Origin of the sequence: Psychrobacter proteolyticus (assembly GCF_038155145.1) — a bacterium.
Classification (GTDB): Bacteria; Pseudomonadota; Gammaproteobacteria; order Pseudomonadales; family Moraxellaceae; genus Psychrobacter; species Psychrobacter proteolyticus_B.
In genome coordinates this window covers 422961-440651 of the sequence record NZ_JBAKAY010000002.1, presented here as the reverse complement: position 1 = coordinate 440651, position 17691 = coordinate 422961, and the positions used below count along the sequence as shown (strand labels likewise).

Annotated in this window: 17 protein-coding genes and 1 pseudogene; 9 read left to right on the top strand and 9 right to left on the bottom strand. The window is 43.6% G+C overall.

All coding sequences use genetic code 11. The annotated features are described in order from the left end of the window. Positions 1–45 precede the first annotated feature (45 nt). The 4 genes and pseudogenes from V6252_RS04245 to V6252_RS04230 all read left to right on the top strand — a co-directional run bounded on the left by V6252_RS04245 (position 46) and on the right by V6252_RS04230 (position 5547). Entirely contained in the window at positions 46–1035 is a 990-nt protein-coding gene (locus V6252_RS04245; RefSeq protein WP_341609405.1) for a membrane dipeptidase, read from the top strand. A 197-nt stretch (positions 1036–1232) separates the two neighbouring features. Beyond that, positions 1233–2954, top strand: a pseudogene (locus tag V6252_RS04240) (BCCT family transporter). Positions 2955–3089: 135 nt separating this feature from the next. After that, complete coding sequence (locus tag V6252_RS04235; RefSeq protein ID WP_341609404.1) at positions 3090–4838, top strand: hypothetical protein; 1749 nt, start codon at positions 3090–3092, stop codon at positions 4836–4838. Next, a complete protein-coding gene (locus V6252_RS04230; RefSeq protein ID WP_341609403.1) occupies positions 4822–5547 on the top strand; it encodes a DUF3726 domain-containing protein in 726 nt (241 codons plus the stop codon). Before V6252_RS04235 ends, V6252_RS04230 begins: the two co-directional genes overlap by 17 nt. Positions 5548–5615: 68 nt before the next feature. Here the strand turns inward: V6252_RS04230 and V6252_RS04225 are convergent, their stop codons facing one another. Continuing rightward, positions 5616–6542, bottom strand: coding sequence for a LysR family transcriptional regulator (locus V6252_RS04225; RefSeq protein WP_341609402.1), 927 nt, complete (start codon positions 6540–6542; stop codon positions 5616–5618). Positions 6543–6703: 161 nt separating this feature from the next. On the opposite strand from V6252_RS04225, the gene V6252_RS04220 reads away from it, so the two are divergent. Beyond that, positions 6704–7156 (top strand): DoxX family protein, encoded by a 453-nt coding sequence (locus V6252_RS04220; RefSeq protein WP_341609401.1) that lies wholly within the window; start codon positions 6704–6706, stop codon positions 7154–7156. Positions 7157–7255: 99 nt separating this feature from the next. After that, positions 7256–8077 (top strand): class III extradiol ring-cleavage dioxygenase, encoded by an 822-nt coding sequence (locus tag V6252_RS04215; protein ID WP_341609400.1) that lies wholly within the window; start codon positions 7256–7258, stop codon positions 8075–8077. 336 nt (positions 8078–8413) lie between these two features. On the opposite strand, the gene V6252_RS04210 is transcribed toward V6252_RS04215, so the two are convergent. After that, positions 8414–9298 (bottom strand): LysR family transcriptional regulator, encoded by an 885-nt coding sequence (locus tag V6252_RS04210; protein WP_341609399.1) that lies wholly within the window; start codon positions 9296–9298, stop codon positions 8414–8416. 185 nt (positions 9299–9483) lie between these two features. On the opposite strand from V6252_RS04210, the gene V6252_RS04205 reads away from it, so the two are divergent. Together V6252_RS04205 and V6252_RS04200 are read left to right on the top strand one after the other, a co-directional pair. Next, positions 9484–10611, top strand: coding sequence for an alkene reductase (locus V6252_RS04205; RefSeq protein ID WP_341609438.1), 1128 nt, complete (start codon positions 9484–9486; stop codon positions 10609–10611). 109 nt (positions 10612–10720) lie between these two features. Further along, positions 10721–10942 (top strand): hypothetical protein, encoded by a 222-nt coding sequence (locus V6252_RS04200; RefSeq protein WP_341609398.1) that lies wholly within the window; start codon positions 10721–10723, stop codon positions 10940–10942. Positions 10943–10977: 35 nt separating this feature from the next. On the opposite strand, the gene V6252_RS04195 is transcribed toward V6252_RS04200, so the two are convergent. From V6252_RS04195 to V6252_RS04165, 7 genes are all read right to left on the bottom strand, one after another. Further along, complete coding sequence (locus V6252_RS04195) at positions 10978–11445, bottom strand: DUF305 domain-containing protein (RefSeq protein WP_224737935.1); 468 nt, start codon at positions 11443–11445, stop codon at positions 10978–10980. Between the two features lie 43 nt (positions 11446–11488). Continuing rightward, positions 11489–12556 carry a copper resistance protein B gene (locus V6252_RS04190; protein ID WP_341609397.1) on the bottom strand — a complete coding sequence of 356 codons (1068 nt, stop codon included), beginning with the start codon at positions 12554–12556 and terminating at the stop codon, positions 11489–11491. Between the two features lie 25 nt (positions 12557–12581). After that, positions 12582–14282, bottom strand: a complete 1701-nt coding sequence (locus V6252_RS04185; protein ID WP_425355847.1) for a copper resistance system multicopper oxidase — start codon at positions 14280–14282, stop codon at positions 12582–12584. 119 nt (positions 14283–14401) lie between these two features. Beyond that, on the bottom strand, positions 14402–15043 hold the full coding sequence (locus V6252_RS04180; protein ID WP_341609396.1) for a DUF411 domain-containing protein: 642 nt from the start codon (positions 15041–15043) through the stop codon (positions 14402–14404). Between the two features lie 140 nt (positions 15044–15183). Further along, positions 15184–15777 carry a cytochrome c gene (locus V6252_RS04175; protein WP_341609395.1) on the bottom strand — a complete coding sequence of 198 codons (594 nt, stop codon included), beginning with the start codon at positions 15775–15777 and terminating at the stop codon, positions 15184–15186. 194 nt (positions 15778–15971) lie between these two features. After that, on the bottom strand, positions 15972–16268 hold the full coding sequence (locus V6252_RS04170) for a hypothetical protein (RefSeq protein WP_298810851.1): 297 nt from the start codon (positions 16266–16268) through the stop codon (positions 15972–15974). Between the two features lie 177 nt (positions 16269–16445). Then, positions 16446–16730 carry a hypothetical protein gene (locus V6252_RS04165; protein WP_075107097.1) on the bottom strand — a complete coding sequence of 95 codons (285 nt, stop codon included), beginning with the start codon at positions 16728–16730 and terminating at the stop codon, positions 16446–16448. Positions 16731–16968: 238 nt separating this feature from the next. Between V6252_RS04165 and V6252_RS04160 the strand changes: the two genes are divergently transcribed. Continuing rightward, positions 16969–17691, top strand: a complete 723-nt coding sequence (locus tag V6252_RS04160) for a heavy metal response regulator transcription factor (RefSeq protein ID WP_057760064.1) — start codon at positions 16969–16971, stop codon at positions 17689–17691.

Here is a 17691-nt window from a genome sequence, read left to right as displayed (position 1 = left end):
TGCTAAAGATAGTGGCTATCGATAAAAGTATTAAAAGGAATTGATATGTACCAAGACCATATCGTCATTGATGGATTACAGTATAGCCATTGGGATCGTGACTACTTTAAGATGCTACAAGCCAGTGGTATCAATGCAGTACACGCTACCTTGGTCTATCACGAAGACGCTCGACAAACCATGACCCGCTTTAGCGAATGGCATGCACGCTTTGAGAAAAACTCAGATCTTATATTACCCGTGTACTCAGTGGCTGATATTAAAACGGCAAAAGAGCAGGGTAAAGTTGGCATCTTTTTTGGCGCGCAGAATTGCTCACCAATCGACGATGAAATTGGTTTGATTAGCGTGATGCGTCGTCTGGGTCTATTGATTATGCAGCTGACTTACAACAACCAGAGCTTACTGGCAACGGGTTGTTATGAGCAGAACGATAGCGGTATCACCCGGTTTGGTCAGCAAGCCATCGCTGAGATGAATCGTGTCGGTATGATTATCGATATGTCACACAGCGCTGAGCGTTCAACGCTTGAGGCGATAGAAGTGTCGTCGCGTCCGATATGTATTAGCCATGCCAATCCAACCACGGCTCATGATGCACTGCGTAATAAATCGGATACAGTCATCAGTGCATTGACTCAAGCAGGCGGGTTGTTAGGGTTTAGTTTATACCCGTTTCATTTGCCAAATGGTAGTGACTGTACGCTTGATGACTTCTGTACCATGATTGCCAATTGCGCTGATAAGTATGGTGTGGAGCATTTAGCGATTGGCAGTGATTTATGTCTTAATCAACCACAAGCTGTACTTGAGTGGATGCGTAATGGTCGCTGGTCAAAAGCGATGGACTATGGTGAAGGCAATGCCAATAATTCAGGTTGGCCAGATACCTTGCCATGGTTCGCTGGCAAAGACGGTATGGAAAACATCTATAACGGTCTGCTAAAGCACGGTTTTAACGAAAGCGATGCTGGAAAAGTCATCGGTCAAAACTGGTTCGATTTTTTAGAGCAAGGCTTAAAGCCTTTGGCTTAATTAGCTGTTTAAAGAGTCATTTAAGTCAATGGTTGCTCGAAATCGCTATAAGACGACAGTCGTGTTATAGCGTATATCTATTTGAAGTAGGTAATTTTAAATTAGATAGGTATGTATAGTGAGGTTGTTTTATCGCACCCTCATTGCTACCACTCTGATCTAAAACGCAACGTTAGCATAGTATATGGAGCCACATCATGGCCGATTTAAAGGGATTTAATCAAGGTGAGCAAGGACGCTCAACTTCTATTAATCAAGGAATAAGTGAGTCCGAAGCCGCCGCTATTTCTACCGACACGTTAGGCCTTAAAAATCCTGCGTTTTGGTACAGTGGCGGATTCATTGTAGCCTTTGTTTTGATGGCGATTTTTGCAGAAGCACGCTTAGCAAAAATAGTCGAAGTGGGCTTCTCGTGGTCCGTCAAAATATTTGGGCCTTTTTGGCAGATATTGCTACTAGCTACTTTTGTCATTGCTTTGGCCGTCGGTGCTGGTCGTACAGGACGTGTGATTTTAGGCAATTTACCCGTACCTGAGATAGACAGTTTTAAATGGATGGCCATTCTTTTCTGCACACTATTGGCTGGGGGCGGGGTTTTTTGGGCTGCCGCCGAGCCCATTGCGCATTTCGTTTCAGCACCTCCTTTATACGGTGAATCAGCCGATCTACAGCAACGCGCTTTTAACGCATTATCCCAATCATTTATGCATTGGGGGTTTTTGGCGTGGGCGATTGTAGGTAGTTTAACCGCGATTGTGATTATGCATCTGCATTATGACAAGGGCTTGCCGTTGAAGCCGCGTACGTTACTGTATCCAGTATTTGGTGAGCGTGTGCTGACGGGTCAAACAGGCGCAATCATCGATGCTTGCTGTATCGTTGCCGTTGCTGCCGGTACTATCGGCCCCATTGGTTTTTTAGGCTTGCAGACCAGTTATGCGCTGAACACCCTGTTTGGTATCCCTGATACCTTCACTACCCAGCTCATTATCATTGTCTTTGCTATCGCGCTCTATACGTTGTCTGCGATCAGTGGCCTGACGCGCGGTATGCAGCTACTTAGCCGCTTTAACGTTATGTTGGCGTTTGCATTGATGGTCTTTATCTTACTCTTCGGACCGACCAATTTTATTGTCAATGGTTATATCCAAGGTGTGGGTACGATGATTGACAACTTCGTTCCAATGGCGACGTTCCGCGGTGATGAAGGTTGGCTGAGCTGGTGGACGGTATTCTTTTGGGGTTGGTTCTTGGGTTATGGCCCGATGATGGCGATATTTATCGCTCGTATTTCACGTGGCCGTACTATTCGCCAATTGATTACCACCGTCTGTATTATTGCGCCGCTCGTGACTTGCTTCTAGTTCACCGTCGTTGGTGGCTCTGGTCTGGCTTTTGAGATTGCCAATCCAGGTAGTGTGAGTAGTGCCTTTGAGGGTTTTAATTTGCCAGGTGCGCTATTAGCCGTCACGCAGCAACTGCCGTTTCCTTTGATTACCTCGATATTGTTCTTAATTTTAACCACGGTATTTATCGTTACCACGGGCGATTCGATGACTTATACCATCAGCGTGGTCATCAGTGGCGAGCGTGAACCAAACGCTATGATTCGTACCTTTTGGGGCATCATGATGGGTGTGACGGCGATTGTTTTAATCTCGCTTGGCTCAGGTGGCGTGACAGCATTGCAGTCCTTTATCGTTATTACGGCAGTGCCAGTTTCTTTCGTCCTGCTTCCTTCATTATGGAATGGTCCACAAATCGCACAAAAAATGGCACGAGAGCAAGACTTGTATCGTCCTAACAAGGTAGAGGTAAGACACAAAATAAGCGAAGAAGAACTCGCTAAAGCGTCTACAGAAAATAAAGGATCTACAGAAAAAATGTCTAAAGACAGTATGGCGCAAAAAATGGACTAAAGTTATTGATCACCAAACGGTAAATAAGCAACCAGCCCTCATCTACACGACTGATTTCTTATTTACCGATAAACATTATTATTAAGAGTATTAACGAAGCTGCTGGCTCGATATATTAGGTAAGGTAGTGAAATTATGAATATGGTTTATACAAATAATGTGAATAATAAAAATATCGATGTCAAACCGCCTTCACTGGGTACAGGTTTTCGTACTCGTGATGTGATTATGGATGCCCAAAGATTGGGTGCGATGCATCAAACCCGTATTAGCTTTGTGCGTACATTACTACGCAAGATTGATAAAGAAAAATGGACGCTCAGTACTCATTTGTGGGATTTAGATGAGAATGGTTATGGCAAAGTTATCTATCGTCTACATACGCCAGAGCATCTATATCATCTGGTGGTGTTCTGCAACGAGCTGGCTGATGAAGAGCGTAACGATAGAGTCATTGCCCAAAAATGGGATGTGACATTTGGTCTGGTGTTTGGCGAGATAAGCGGAGAGTTACTGGATAATTTACAAGCCAATGTGCCGTTGCAAGAAGCAGGTCGCAACTCTAACATGTTGATGGTGCTGGCACGCGCAAATAAGAGCGTACGAGTCTTTGATCATATTGTGAGCTCACTCGCTGCCGGTCAGCAACCAGATTTAGATGTGTTAGCGCAAGTGGGTTATATCTTGCGTACCACTGCGGTCTATGGCAATGGTAAATTTGGTATTTATGATTTTAAACCGTTAGACCATAGCGCAGACTTTGACCAATCGTTTCGCGCGCAGATGTGTGCCGTGTATTTGCTGCGTGAGTTTAGCCTAGACTGGGTCGATTATTTGGCGCAGAAAAAGGGCGGTAGTAAAGCGGTTGCACTGAATCCAGAGATTAAGCGTTATTTGGGGATTGGTAATGCCACTGGTTTGGGTATGGCGCCGTATTTGATTAATCATCCTTGTGTGGTTGATCAATGGCTAACCACCCGTGAGGAAGCACTGCAAGCGACATTAACCTGTCAGATTGAACCCAAAGAAACGGCGCATTTTGCCAGTTTAATCAAACGTGCTATTCAGCATTTTGGCGAGATTATCACCATCAATGAGCAGCAAATAAAACGCAATGAAACGGTCGTCACAGAATTAATGGTACTACAAAACAATCTGATGATAAGTATTAATAATTACGCGACATGGGCAGAGTTCTTGCAAGCGCATCATGATTTGAGTCTTGAGAGCCAAGAGGTCATCATTTCTTGCTTGATGGAGCTGTATCCTGAGCGTGTTGATGCGTTTCAAGAGAAAATAAATGCCGATGAAAGCTTGTCACTACCGAAGGGCAAGGTGATTCAAGATTTGATTGATGTACTGGAGCGACACTATCAGTGGGCGATCAATATTGATTTTAGCCAGCCTGATAATAGCCATTGGTTTTGGTATCGTTCGGTGGATAAAGAAGAGCCACGCCTAGGTGTGCGCGGGCAAGAGGTAGGCGCAGATCGTGAGCTTGCACTAGACATCGCAAGGCAAGCAAACAAACTGTATCTCGCGCTTAAACAAGTCAACGCTCAACAACTGATATCTGAGTTTATTCTAAACCAACCAAAGTACCGCTCAATTGCGCGCCGTGTTTGGACAATGGGGCATAAACAGTTGGGTGATATTCAGATGAATGTCTTACATAAAGACGCGTTACCTATGCATCTGTTACGGTGTAAATTGTCGATGTTTGGTGCGACTAAGTTTGATCCGAGATCAGATCGCTGGGTACGAATCACCTTGTTCCAAGGCGCACCTTTATTTGCAGAAGTACATGGTGATGAATGGCTGTTTCCTCTATTACCCGATTTGTCGACAGAGCAGGGAGGTTTGACTCATGATCGTATCGCATAATGAAATCGTAGCAATGGTGTATAAAGCCTTTACTGGGATGCATCGAGAAGTTGGGGAGGCTGATGTCATCGCTACGATGGTTGCTGAATTGCAGATGGCAGGCTTGGATGGCGTCCGACACTTTAATAATGCCAGCCCGTATATTTTAACCGAGAGCGATACGCCAATTGATATCGTCCATCAAGATGCTAAGGCGATGCGTTTAGATTTGCACTGTAGTAGCTTAGCTTGTCACTTACCGACGATCATCGATTATGCGCTTGAAAAAATGGCTGATTCAGCACACTTTCATATTTATCTGCAGAATTGTCATAACCGCTGGCTGGCTTATAGCGAGCTGGTAGGGCTGGCGGCCAAAGGCTATGCCTGTTTGGCCAAATGGGACAATGGCTCTGTGCCCAAACACACGTTATTTACATTGAATCAAGGGTTTGTCTACCCTGACCTTTACTTTTTTGACAAAGCACAGTCAAATTACAATACCAATGACATGGTTATTGAGATTGCGACTCAAAACTTCGATATCGAACATGATATCCAGCATTTCGATCGTAAAATATCGACAGACGAGCTCTTTGAAACCCATCAGCGCGCATGGAAAGAAGGTATCTATGTTGATGACGAACAGTGGGCGATACTCAAAAAAACGGCAGCGGCTATATTGGTTGAAAATAGTGAAGCATCCAGTCGCGGCGCGGGCGGAGTATAAAACCAAACTTGTTAATTACGTTAATTATGTCAGTTATGCTACGAAACAGACTTCTATATGATGAGTAATTAGTCGTTTGGTGCGTGCGCTATATTCTCATCCCAATACGGCGGCGTGCCATAGTAGTTGGTCATAAAGTCGATAAAGCATCTGACTTTGTGAGGTAGTAATTTTCTATGGGCATAGACGGCATACAACCCTAAAGGGCTAGGTTCATATTCTGGCAACACTACAACCAACTTGCCAGTACTTAATGCTTCGCTAGCAATAAAAGTCGGCTGTAATATCAATCCTCCGCCTGCAATAGCTGCTTCAACGAGTACGTCGCCATTATTACTATGAAAAACGCTACGTTCTTTGAATTGTTTGGTCTTTAGGTATTTGTAGATTTGACCCTTAGTTTCTACATTCATATAGCTATAATGCAAATATCGATGCGACTCTAAATCCTCAAGCTGCTTAGGTGTGCCATGAGCTTTGAGGTACTCGGGCGAAGCGCATAATACCACGCGAATCGGAGCAATCTGCTTAGCGATAAGCGACGAGCTTTGGAGCTGTCCGATACGCAGGGCAATATCAAACCCTTCTTCAACGATATCTACTTTTCGATCACTCAACTGCAGATCAACGGTAACTGACGGATAGCGATCCTGAAAATCAGTGATGAGTTTTGCCATATGCTTTAAGGCAAAGGAGACGGGCGCACTGATGCGCAGGACGCCTTTGGGATGCTGCTGTAAGCCGCCTAACTGCGATGCCATCTCATCAATACTCAATAAAATCTGCTGTGCGTGCGTAAAGTATTGACTGCCAGCTTCAGTTAGGCTGACTTTGCGTGTAGTGCGGTTGAGCAGGCGAGTATGTAGCTCCTCCTCTAGCTTCGCCACATACTTGCTTGCTAGCTGCGGCGAGAGCTGCATCGTAATTGCCGCTTTACTAAAACTACCTTCTGTCACTACCGCGACAAAAGCACGCATGGCATCGATTCTATCCATATCTGTCCCTATAATTCTCTCGATATCAAATACATTATAAACAGTATGTTGATAATTATTCAATATAACTGAGCTTACTCTTTTATAGCGTTGATAGTAAAGTGTGCTTATATCATTTTCGACACTATTTATTTTAATCATACCTTATGGAGTAAGCATCAATGAAATCATCACTATTAAATACTATTTTGACATCAAAAGCTGGAGTGGCGGCCTTAGTTTTACGTGTACCCGTTGGCCTGATTTTGGCAGCCCATGGCGCCCAAAAATTATTTGGTTGGTTTGGTGGTAATGGGCTAGCAGGTACAGCTCAATGGTTAAGCAGTATGGGTATGGAGCCTGGTTACTTAATGGCGATATTGGCAGGCGGCGCTGAATTCTTTGGTGGTCTTGCTCTGGTATTGGGTTTGCTAACCAGACCAGCCGCTTTAGCCGCAGCATTTACCATGTTGGTGGCTATTTTTTCTGTCCATATCGGCAATGGCTTGTTTGCTGATAATGGTGGTTACGAATACGCGTTGACATTGATGGTAGCTTCGCTCGCGTTAATGATACAAGGGGGCGGAAGTTTCAGTATCGACAAAATGCTATCAGGAAAAGTCGAGCAGATTTAATAGCTATCAGCAGTTTCTAGAGCCATTTCTCAGCTTAAACATTGGTATCTACTATTGGGTTATTGAGCATTAAAGTGAAGCATAAGGGAGTAAAAGCGAATGGGCAACGAATCGATTTCTGCCACACAGCCAGTATTCTTTATCCCTCATGGTGCGGGGCCATGCTTTTTCATGGATTGGCAACCGGCTGATACGTGGAATAATATGGCTGCATTTTTAAAAAGTATTTCTGATCGATTGCCTGAGCGTCCCAAAGCTATTTTGATGGTTAGTGCGCATTGGCAGACATCTGAATTTAGTATTACTGCTGGCACGAAACCTGAGCTCATTTATGATTATTATGGTTTTCCTGATCATACCTATCAACTGACTTACCCTGCATGTGGCGCGCCAGTATTGGCTGAGCGGATTAGCCAATTGTTTACCGACGCAGGTATCACTAATGAAAAAAATACCACGAGAGGCTTTGATCACGGGACTTTTATACCCTTAAAGCTGATATATCCTGAGGCCGATATTCCAGTGGTGCAGCTATCACTACGTAACAATCTAGACCCAAAGGCGCATCTGGCTGCAGGTCGAGCTCTGGCATCATTGCGTAAAGAAGGGGTGTTGATTATTGGTAGCGGCATGAGTTTTCATAATATGCGCGGTTATGGCGATACCAGTTTTACTGAACCGTCAGAACGTTTTGATGAATGGCTGACTAATACTGTGGAATCGGTAGATTCAGATGAGCGACTTGTAGCCCTTGCGAATTGGTCAGAGGCTCCTCACGCGCTTGATTCACATGTATTGGGTGCAGAAGAGCATTTACTGCCGCTTATGGTGATAGTAGGAGCAGCAGGACGTGACAAAGGACACAAGATTTACTCCCAGCAAGTGCTAAAAACGCAGTTGTCTGCTTTTCAGTTTGGGTAAGTATTTTGAAAAGCATAGATCACGGTGTTTCAGCGTAATTGTCAAAAATAAAACATCCTTTGAATCTCAGAATCAAAGGATGTTTTAGGTTAATGTAGTCAATCCTCTATAAAAGAGTGACAGCGTTAACCTCGCTTGAAGTAGTACATTACATCTGAACTCGGTTGCCTTGTCTCTTTTTTAAACTGAATCGAGTATAGAGCAGTTATTAACAACCTATCAAAATAAGATATAACGTCGCTTATTATTCATACTTTGCCACTATATTATTTCCGTCAAATTCAAATTTAAAAACTTTCGATGTCGTTTCAAAGTTGGCTATGGCTAAGTTACTTATTATAGATTTCGTAATTGCTCGATTAACCAACGATGTATGCCACTGTCAGCAGTACGTGGATGCCATGCTGCGATGACCTTAAAAGTAGGCGGCAATGCTTCAACCTTAAGCTCTTTGACCTTACTGCTCGGCAATAATCGCGAAGGATAAAACGCAATCATGTCAGTCGTGTGCAAAATATCTGGTACGGCTGAAAAGCTAGGAACCGACATCACAATGTTTCGTTTTAGACCTTTTTCTGCAAACCATTGATCATGAGAGCCACGTAAATTAGCACGTGAAGGTGACACGACTAGCTGCGCGTGTGCAGCCACTTGCGCCAGCGTTAATGGCTCTGTTGCAAAAGTATTTTCACAACCCGTCACGCATAAATGTTGCTCTTCAAATAAAGTCACATACGATAAGTTATCAGGGATAAATTCAGGAAAGGTAATCAACAAATCAAGCTCGCCTGCTGCAATCAGCTGATTGATATTGTCTGAGGCAAAATCACGTACGATCAACTTCAAGTCTGGTGCGTCGCGTCGCGTAATATTAAACAATTGCGGTAATAATGCCTGCGTCGCATAGTCAGTCGCACTAATCGTAAAGATGCCCTTGTAGGTTTGCGGCATAAAAACCTCTGGCTCTAACAAATCTTCCAACTGCTTTAATATCTGGTCAATAGGTCGCTGCATCGATAGCGCCTTTGGCGTTGCCACCATGCTATTCCCTTGACGAATAAACAAGCGATCATCAAACACCTCGCGTAACTTACGCAGCTGCTCACTGATGGCTTGTTGGGTCAGCCCCATCTTGCGTGCGACTTGTGACAAGTTTTTTAGATCAAGCAGCGCCTGCAATACTCTAAGCTGCTTAATATCGAGCCGATTCATTCCATTCATAATGCATACCATTAATAGTTGTATCTTAAACAAGAAACGGTTGTTTCTAATTGTACCCTCAAAACGCTATGCTGACTAACATTGCTTAAGTAGCCACTAAATGAGCTATTAAGCATCAAAACAGGCCGAATACCTTTAATAATAAGCCATCAGCTGCTTTAAAAGAGACACTTATGACACAAACTATTCCAGATACAAAGACATTATTTTCCTCTGTAGCACTTGGGCCTTATACACTCAACAACCGTATCGTAATGCCACCGTTGACACGCTCTCGTAGCACGCAACCTGACAATATTCCTAATGACTTAATGGCCAGTTATTATGCACAGCGTGCGTCAGCAGGCTTTATGGTGACGGAAGGTACGCAGATTGAGCCAAGAGGTCAAGGTTATGCTTGGACGCCAGGTATTCATTCACCAGCCCAAGTGGAAGGCTGGAAAAAAGTCACGCAAGCAGTACATGACAAAGGCGGTATTATTTTTGCTCAGCTTTGGCATGTAGGCCGTGTGTCGCACACCAGCTTGCAGCCGCAAGGTGCTCAGCCAGTAGGGCCATCTGATATTATCGCTGATAACGTCAAAGTATTTATTGAAACAGGTCCAGGTGAAGGCGCATTGGATGATCCAAGTGAGCCACGAGCTCTTAGTACTGATGAGGTTGGTGAACTGGTAAGTATGTATGCGGCAGCTGCGCGCAATGCATTGGAGGCAGGTTTTGATGGGGTAGAGCTGCATTGTGCTAACGGTTATTTGGTCAATCAGTTTATCTCTGAGCATAGCAACACCCGTGATGACCAATACGGTGGATCGTTGACCAATCGTCTGCGTTTCTTAAAAGAAATCGTGGCTGCTGTCAGTGAAGTGGTGGGTGCTGATCGTTTGGGCGTGCGTTTTGCGCCTTTGTTTGCGAGTACGGATGAGACGCGTGTGTATTTAGGCTTGGTAGAGTCAGACCCTCATCATACGTATATTGAGGCGATTAAAGTCCTTGAGCAAGCTGGCATTGCTTATTTGTCCATTGCAGAAGCCGATTGGGACAATGCGCCTGATTTACCAGACACTTTCTATCAAGCAGTCAGAGAAGAATTTTCAGGCCGTATTATTTATGCTGGCAAATACACGGTACAAAAAGCCGTAAACATTTTAGAAAAAGGCTACGGTGATTTATTCGCGTTTGGTCGTCCTTTTATCGCTAATCCAGATCTACCTGAGCGTATCGCCAATAACTGGCCATTGAATGAAGTAGATCCTACCACGATGTATGGCGGCACTGACATTGGCTATAGTGATTATCCTCGCTATCAAGAATAGCGAAGCACTTAAACAATGAATAAGATAAGGCCATTAATGGCCTTATTTCTATTTATAAATTTAACGCTTTTATATAAGCAGAGGCTTAATTATCAGTCGGTATCATACAATGAATAAAAATTCCAAAGACAGACTTATACGCATACTGATAGGATATGTCGGACTTTATCCAACGCTCCTAATTGTATTAACGTTATTGAAGCCTATAACTCAGGGTTTAAGCCTACCGGTGGTGGTGTTAATTGAAACCATCATACTCGTTCCATTGACACAGCTGGTGTCTTTTCCAGTAGCAGGCTGGGTCATTGAACGTCTGAGCAGAAAAAAGTGATCACTTTTCGCAGCGTTCACTGGTACACCATTCTCTTATTCAAGCTCATCAATCAACTGCTTCATTTCATCAATTTCACGCTTTTGGGCTTTTATAATATCATCAGCAAGCTGTTGCACACGCGGATCTTCAATATCAGCGCGGCTACTGGTGAGAATGGCAATCGAGTGATGCGGTATCATCGCCTGCATCCAATCGACTTGATCGACAGTCGCTTGAGATCTAACGCCCCAGATACCAACTGCAAACATCAATACACTTAGACCATAGATCATCAAATTGACCTTGGTCTTTTTATACATATTGGTCATAAATGCCAACATGACGACTGCCATACCGGCACCCATGTATAGCGCCATATAAGCTCGGGTTTCACTAAAGTAAATGTGATCCCACTGGTAGGTATTGAAGTACATCATGATATACATGATGACAGTCGATGTCAGAATCATTAAAGTGAATTTTACATAAGGGTTCATATTTTTTTGCTTAGCAGCTTCCATGATATGACCTCCATTGTTTTGTTAAATTAAAATGGGTAGACAGTTAAAACCAGAATTTAACCCCCGCAGTCAAACTACTGCTATCAACCGATTCATTTTCTTGACGTCGTTGGCCACGAGCCTTGCCAAGCGCTGTCTCATAACTAACCCCCACATAAGGGGCTAGCTGGCGATTGAACGTTTCGTAAGTCAGCCTGACCTCAGTTTCCATCTCATTAAAGCCCTTGGTAATACCATTATCATGGTCATCTTTACTAAAGGCAGTCAATCCAACCTCCGGTATGACAACCCAATGCTGATCTAAACGCCATTCGTACTCTGCGCCCAAATCAAGACGAAGTTGACCATCGGTATATAAGTAGGCTCTCGCATCCGTTTCGATAAAATACGGCGCGGTGCCTACAATGCCTGCCATAAGGGCAGCGTTATCGTTTTCAGTATCGTAAGCGACACCAGCTTCACCATTCCAGAAAATGCTCAGTGGTTTCCAATAAGCAAGCGAGCTCAAGTTATCGATTTCTTTATCATCTTTAGTCTGAGCACTACCTTCCGTGCGTAGTCTTATACGATTGCTATCAGTACCGTACCAACCCGTCGCTTCGAAGTTGATTTGATCTTCATCAAACTGATAGCCCAAGTCGTCTACTGAGACTCCCCATAATGGCATGCTGCCCATCATCATTGGCTTACCATACTGCCCGTATGGAACCCCATTTGAATAGTCTGGACTGCGAGCATCAGCTGGTGGCTGCCCACCTTGCATGCCCGACATATCCATACTGCCATGATCCATGCCGCTGTGGTCCATATCAGACATATCACTCGACATATCCATGCCACTGTGATCCATATCAGACATATCGCCCGACATATCCATGCCGCTGTGGTCCATATCAAACATATCACCCGACATATCCATGCCGCTGTGGTCCATATCAGACATATCATCTGACATGTCCATGCCACTGTGATCCATATCAGACATATCGCCTGACATATCCATGCCACTGTGATCCATACTCGACATCTCAGCAGCTGTTGCCAAAGAGGATGTGAGCAAGACTAGCGATGACAAACCAATGAATGACAGATTTTTCTTAGATATTTTCATAATAAGCCTCATATTCGAAGGTTTGTTAAACGACGGCAACTTCTCTGAACATGCCGGCTTCCATGTGATAAAGCAGATGGCAATGCCATGCCCATCGTCCAACTTCTCCCGTCACATCGAAGCTAATCTTTTGCGCTGGCTGAACCACAATCGTGTGTTTACGTACCTGAAAATCTCCAGATGGCGTGCGCAAGTCGCTCCACATACCATGCAGATGCATAGGATGGTTCATCATCGTGTCATTGACTAAGGTAATACGTACGCGTTCGTTAGGCTTAATATTGACAGGCGTTGCATCCTTAAACATGACACCATCTAAGGCCCAAATATAGCGCTCCATGTTACCAGTCAGATGTATTTCAATCTCTCTAGTAGGCTTGCGCTGCTCTGCAAATATAGCCTCATCCACGGAACGTAATTGGTCATAAGTCAAGACCTTCCTATCAATATTGCGCAGGTTAATACCGGGATCATCGAGGTTCATACGTGGACTGTCGACACGCATATCAGATTTAAAGTCATATTCGGTCTTAGCGTGCTTTGCTTTGTAGCCTTTATCACCCATCGCACCCATCATATCTGCCATGGTCAACCATTCGATCTTGTCCATAGCAGGTATGGCAGCTCGCGCACCTTTTTTGGTTGTAAGCGTGGTCGCGACATAGCCTGAACGATCGATGTTTTGGGCAAATATCGTATGTGCGTCTTGAGTAGGCGTGACGATGACATCATAGGTCTCAGCCACGCCAATGCGGAAATCATCAATCGCAACGGGTGCGACATCAATACCATCTGTTGCTACCACAGTCATTTTGAGACCCGGTATACGCACATCAAAAATGGTCTGCGCTGAAGCATTGATAAAGCGTAATTTAACAGGCTGTCCTGCTTTTACTAGTTGTGTCCAATTAGCGGCTGTGGTCTTACCATTCATCAGATAGGTAAAGGTTTTTTCGCCAGATAAATCAGTAAAATCCGTCGGCATCATACGCATCTGATTCCACATTTTGCGCTTGTCATAAGCGGCTTCTAAATCTGTTGCGGCAATATCAGACAATAGTTTTTTGAAATCTGGCAGATGATAATTATCAAAGTCAGCGCGCTGTTTGAGCAACTTCAAGAGATTGTGTGGATCGCGATGAGTCCAATCACTCAGCACGATCACATGGTCTTCTTCGATAGGATGACGCTCACGGCCTTTTGGTTCAATGACAATAGCACCGAGCATACCGGTTTGCTCTTGAAAGCCACTGTGTGAGTGATACCAATAGGTGCCTGATTGTTTAAGTTTGAATTTATAAATAAAGGTGCTGTTCGCGGGAATGCCATCAAAACTGATACCTGGTACGCCATCCATCTCAAAAGGTACCAGCAAGCCATGCCAATGGATAGAGGTTGACTCATTCATCTGATTATGAACACGGATAGTTACGGTATCGCCTTCACGCATCTTTAGCGTTGGTGCTGGTAGCGAGTCATTAATCAGTGTTGCCATACTCGACTTGCCATTGACAGTAACGTGCTTCTTGCTGACATACAGGTCAAACTCATTCCCAGTTAAGATAGGTACGATATGGTCAGCTTTATCACTGTTGACGGCTACATTCTGTTGGCCTTTACCGAGCGCACTATTGGCAATAGACGGTAGGGTGGACAGCATGGATGCCCCTAACAAGGTAGAAGATCCTGTCAAAAAACGCCTGCGGTTAAGCATAGTTTTGTTCATAATAATTCACCTGATTTATATCCATAAAGTGAGAGTTGAGTCTATATGTTTATCAGCTAAGCCTATGTCTTTGGCCGCTTATTAATAGAGCTGGATAAGCTATTTAAACGACAACCAAGCTAGATTTGCTGCTGCGGTGAGTCAATAGTTGCATAAATAGCTGTTGAGCCATCTTTGTTAAGCTGCATCACTTTATACGGCATAAATTTATCTTGATATTCCATACCAGGGCTACCAACTGGCATGCTCGGTACGGCAAGACCGATCGCATCACTTGGTGGGTTTTTTAGGAACTGCGCCATATACTTAGCAGGGACATGACCTTCAAATACGTAGCCATCAGTAGTGACGGTGGTATGGCAAGAGCGCATTTGCTGCGGTACGCTGTATCGCTCTTTAAACAAGGACACGTCTTCGACATTCTGTGCGGTTGCGTTTAGACCATGACCTTCGGCATAACCGACCCATTCTTTGCAGCAGCCACAATTGGCGTCTTTATAGACGGTGGCTGAGATATTTTTTAAGATAGTTGATTGGGTATCTGAAGGAGCGCTGACTGGCATTATTTCAGCTGTTGGTTGCTCCGTGTGCGTAGTTTGCACGTTTTGCGTAGCAACAGTTGGCTCAGTCGCTGGTGTTGAGTCAGCAGCAGCGGAGTTAGGTTGACTACAAGCGGCAATCGTTAACGATAACGGCAATACCACGATCGCCGAGAGCACACGGCCAGATATCAGATTATGTTCATTAATAAATCTATTCATAAAACCACTCCCGAGCGTCTGTCTGACGATTAAATACTATAAAAATTAGAGCCACATCACTGGACAAAATAGTACTAGTAAAGCCTAAAACTCAAATCGCAAAAAGCAGCACTATTGAGCACTGCATTTTGTACAAAAAATCAATGTTGCATCTCGGATCCATCACCTGACATATCCATCCCACCATCAAACGACATATCCAACATACTATCGTCTAACCGAGTCGTTAGCATGGTGTACTGGCTTTCATTTAGGTCAGGTAACGATCTAATAAAAGCGACCATTGCCCATATCCTGTCATCATCGTGAGTAGCGCCCCAAGCGGGCATGCCAGACGCCATAATGCCATGTTTAATCGCCCAAAAGCTTTGTCTGGCACCAGCCTCGGTTTGATAGCGCTTAACGACATCCGCCTCAGTAAAGTTAGGAGGCTTTGGGTACATACCGCTACTTAAATCTGTGCTGTTGACGCCGGGAGACAAATGACAGCCTGCACACATATCTTTGTAATCTGCACCGCCCGAGCTGATCATTTCCGCCTTTTTTAAATTGGGAACCAAAATATTCTTACTGGCATGTTCAATTGAGCGTGTGCGGGCAGTTTCTAAAAAATCGTAAACCAGCGGACTATGAGCTCGATCAGCACCGATATTTATCATGCCACTAGTCACAGTAATAAAAATACCCGTAATAGCGACAAAGACAGTAAAAAGTATTCCTAACAAGAACTTCATAGGTTTGTCCTAAAAATCCATTTTCTTTAATATCCCATTACTGCTTGATCAGCTTCTCTAACAATATAGTCAAGTCTATATAAATCCGCTACAGCGTCATCCTCGCTAAGCATACTAATGTATAACTTGCACTCGGTTTCCTTGTATCGAAATTATATTGAACTGACTATAGTATTGAACTTATAAATTGATATTTAAGAGTCGCTATCGCTGCTCACACAGTGCTTTTGGTACATCGCTTTCATTTTGCTCATGTTAGCCATCATGGCTTTCATAGCAGGATCATTCATATCCATTTTGCTATGATCCATTTTTTGCATCATCTGCATATGCTTTTGCATTTTCTCACAGTTCATTTGGTCTTTTTCAGCGTGCATTTTGGGATCGTGTGCCAACGCAGAGGTTGAAACAACTAAGGCTATAGCAGTTGCTACGATTGATTTAGACAGTGGCATTGATTTGAGCAGTGGCATTGATTTGAATAGTGACATGGTAAATCCTTATTTGATTTGGTATGTAGTCGAAAAGACTTTAATATATTAAGTTACTTTAAAGCATACTTTAGTGATTCTGACAGAGAGATGACGGTAAGATTACAATTCTGTCATCTTAATATTTATGGTTTTTAATGTTGTCAATAATCCTTTAGTATGACATCAGAGCTGATGTTACTTATCGCTACCATATTTATTGATAAAGTATTTTTCAGACTGTAGATGTTGATCTTTGTGTTCAATCTCACAAGCCACCCTCGCATCGATATAGCTTTTCATTTGTGAATTTGAGAGCTGAGCATCGTTATGATCCAAGTTTTTTGCAAACTCAGTCACAGCGTCGCAGTTGTTGATGATTGAAGTACTTAGATCAGTCGTATGCGCATTGGCAGTGGTAGTACCAATAAGTACAGAGACTGATAGCAGTACTACTTTTTTGAATGAACCATGAATTTTCATATAAAACCTCTTTTGTAAGTTGTTTACATTGATTACCGATAAAAATAATTCATAGTAGCTAGGGATTGGATAGTAGCTAGGTATCGAAAACGAGCACCTATGTACCGTTTATATAGATTAGCAAAATAAAACTGACAGTCTGATTACGAGCACATGACATCTTTGTCAGCTACCCATCAATGTTGTCACCTGTGCTGGTTAGAACGTTAAACAATCATGACCGTATTGAGGAATTACAATGAAAGTACTGCTGGTAGAAGATGAATTGAAGCTTGGCGAGTATATAAAAAAAGGCTTAACCGAGGCTGGGTTTATCGTGGATCATCAGCTAACAGGATTAGACGGCTATCATGCATTGATGACGGAAGAATTTAGCGTGATATTGATGGATGTGATGCTACCTGACGTTAGTGGTTTTGAACTGGTGCGTAATTACCGAGCGGCAGGCAAGCATACGCCTGTGCTATTTCTAACCGCAAAAGATGACTTAAGTGACAAGATAAAAGGGATTGAGATTGGTGGTGATGATTATCTGACCAAACCTTTTGCCTTTGCAGAATTGATCGTCAGGATGAAAAGCTTATTACGACGTGCCAATCAAGCCGACTATCAAAGTACGATTATGCAAATAGCGGATCTCAAGATGGACATTGGCAAGCGCACGGTGCATAGAGGAGATAAGCCTATTAAGCTCACGGCAAAAGAGTTTTCCTTACTACAGTTTTTATTAGAGCGCCGCGGTGAAGTGCTTCCACGCTCAATCATCGCCTCCCAAGTATGGGATATGAACTTTGAAAATGATACCAATGTGATTGATGTGGCGATAAGGCGTCTTCGTATAAAAATAGACGATGATCATGACGCAAAGCTGATTCATACAGTACGCGGTATGGGCTATCGGTTAGAGGCTGTCGATACAGCGCTTGATAGCAAACCATCTCACGAAGCTGGCAATGTCTAA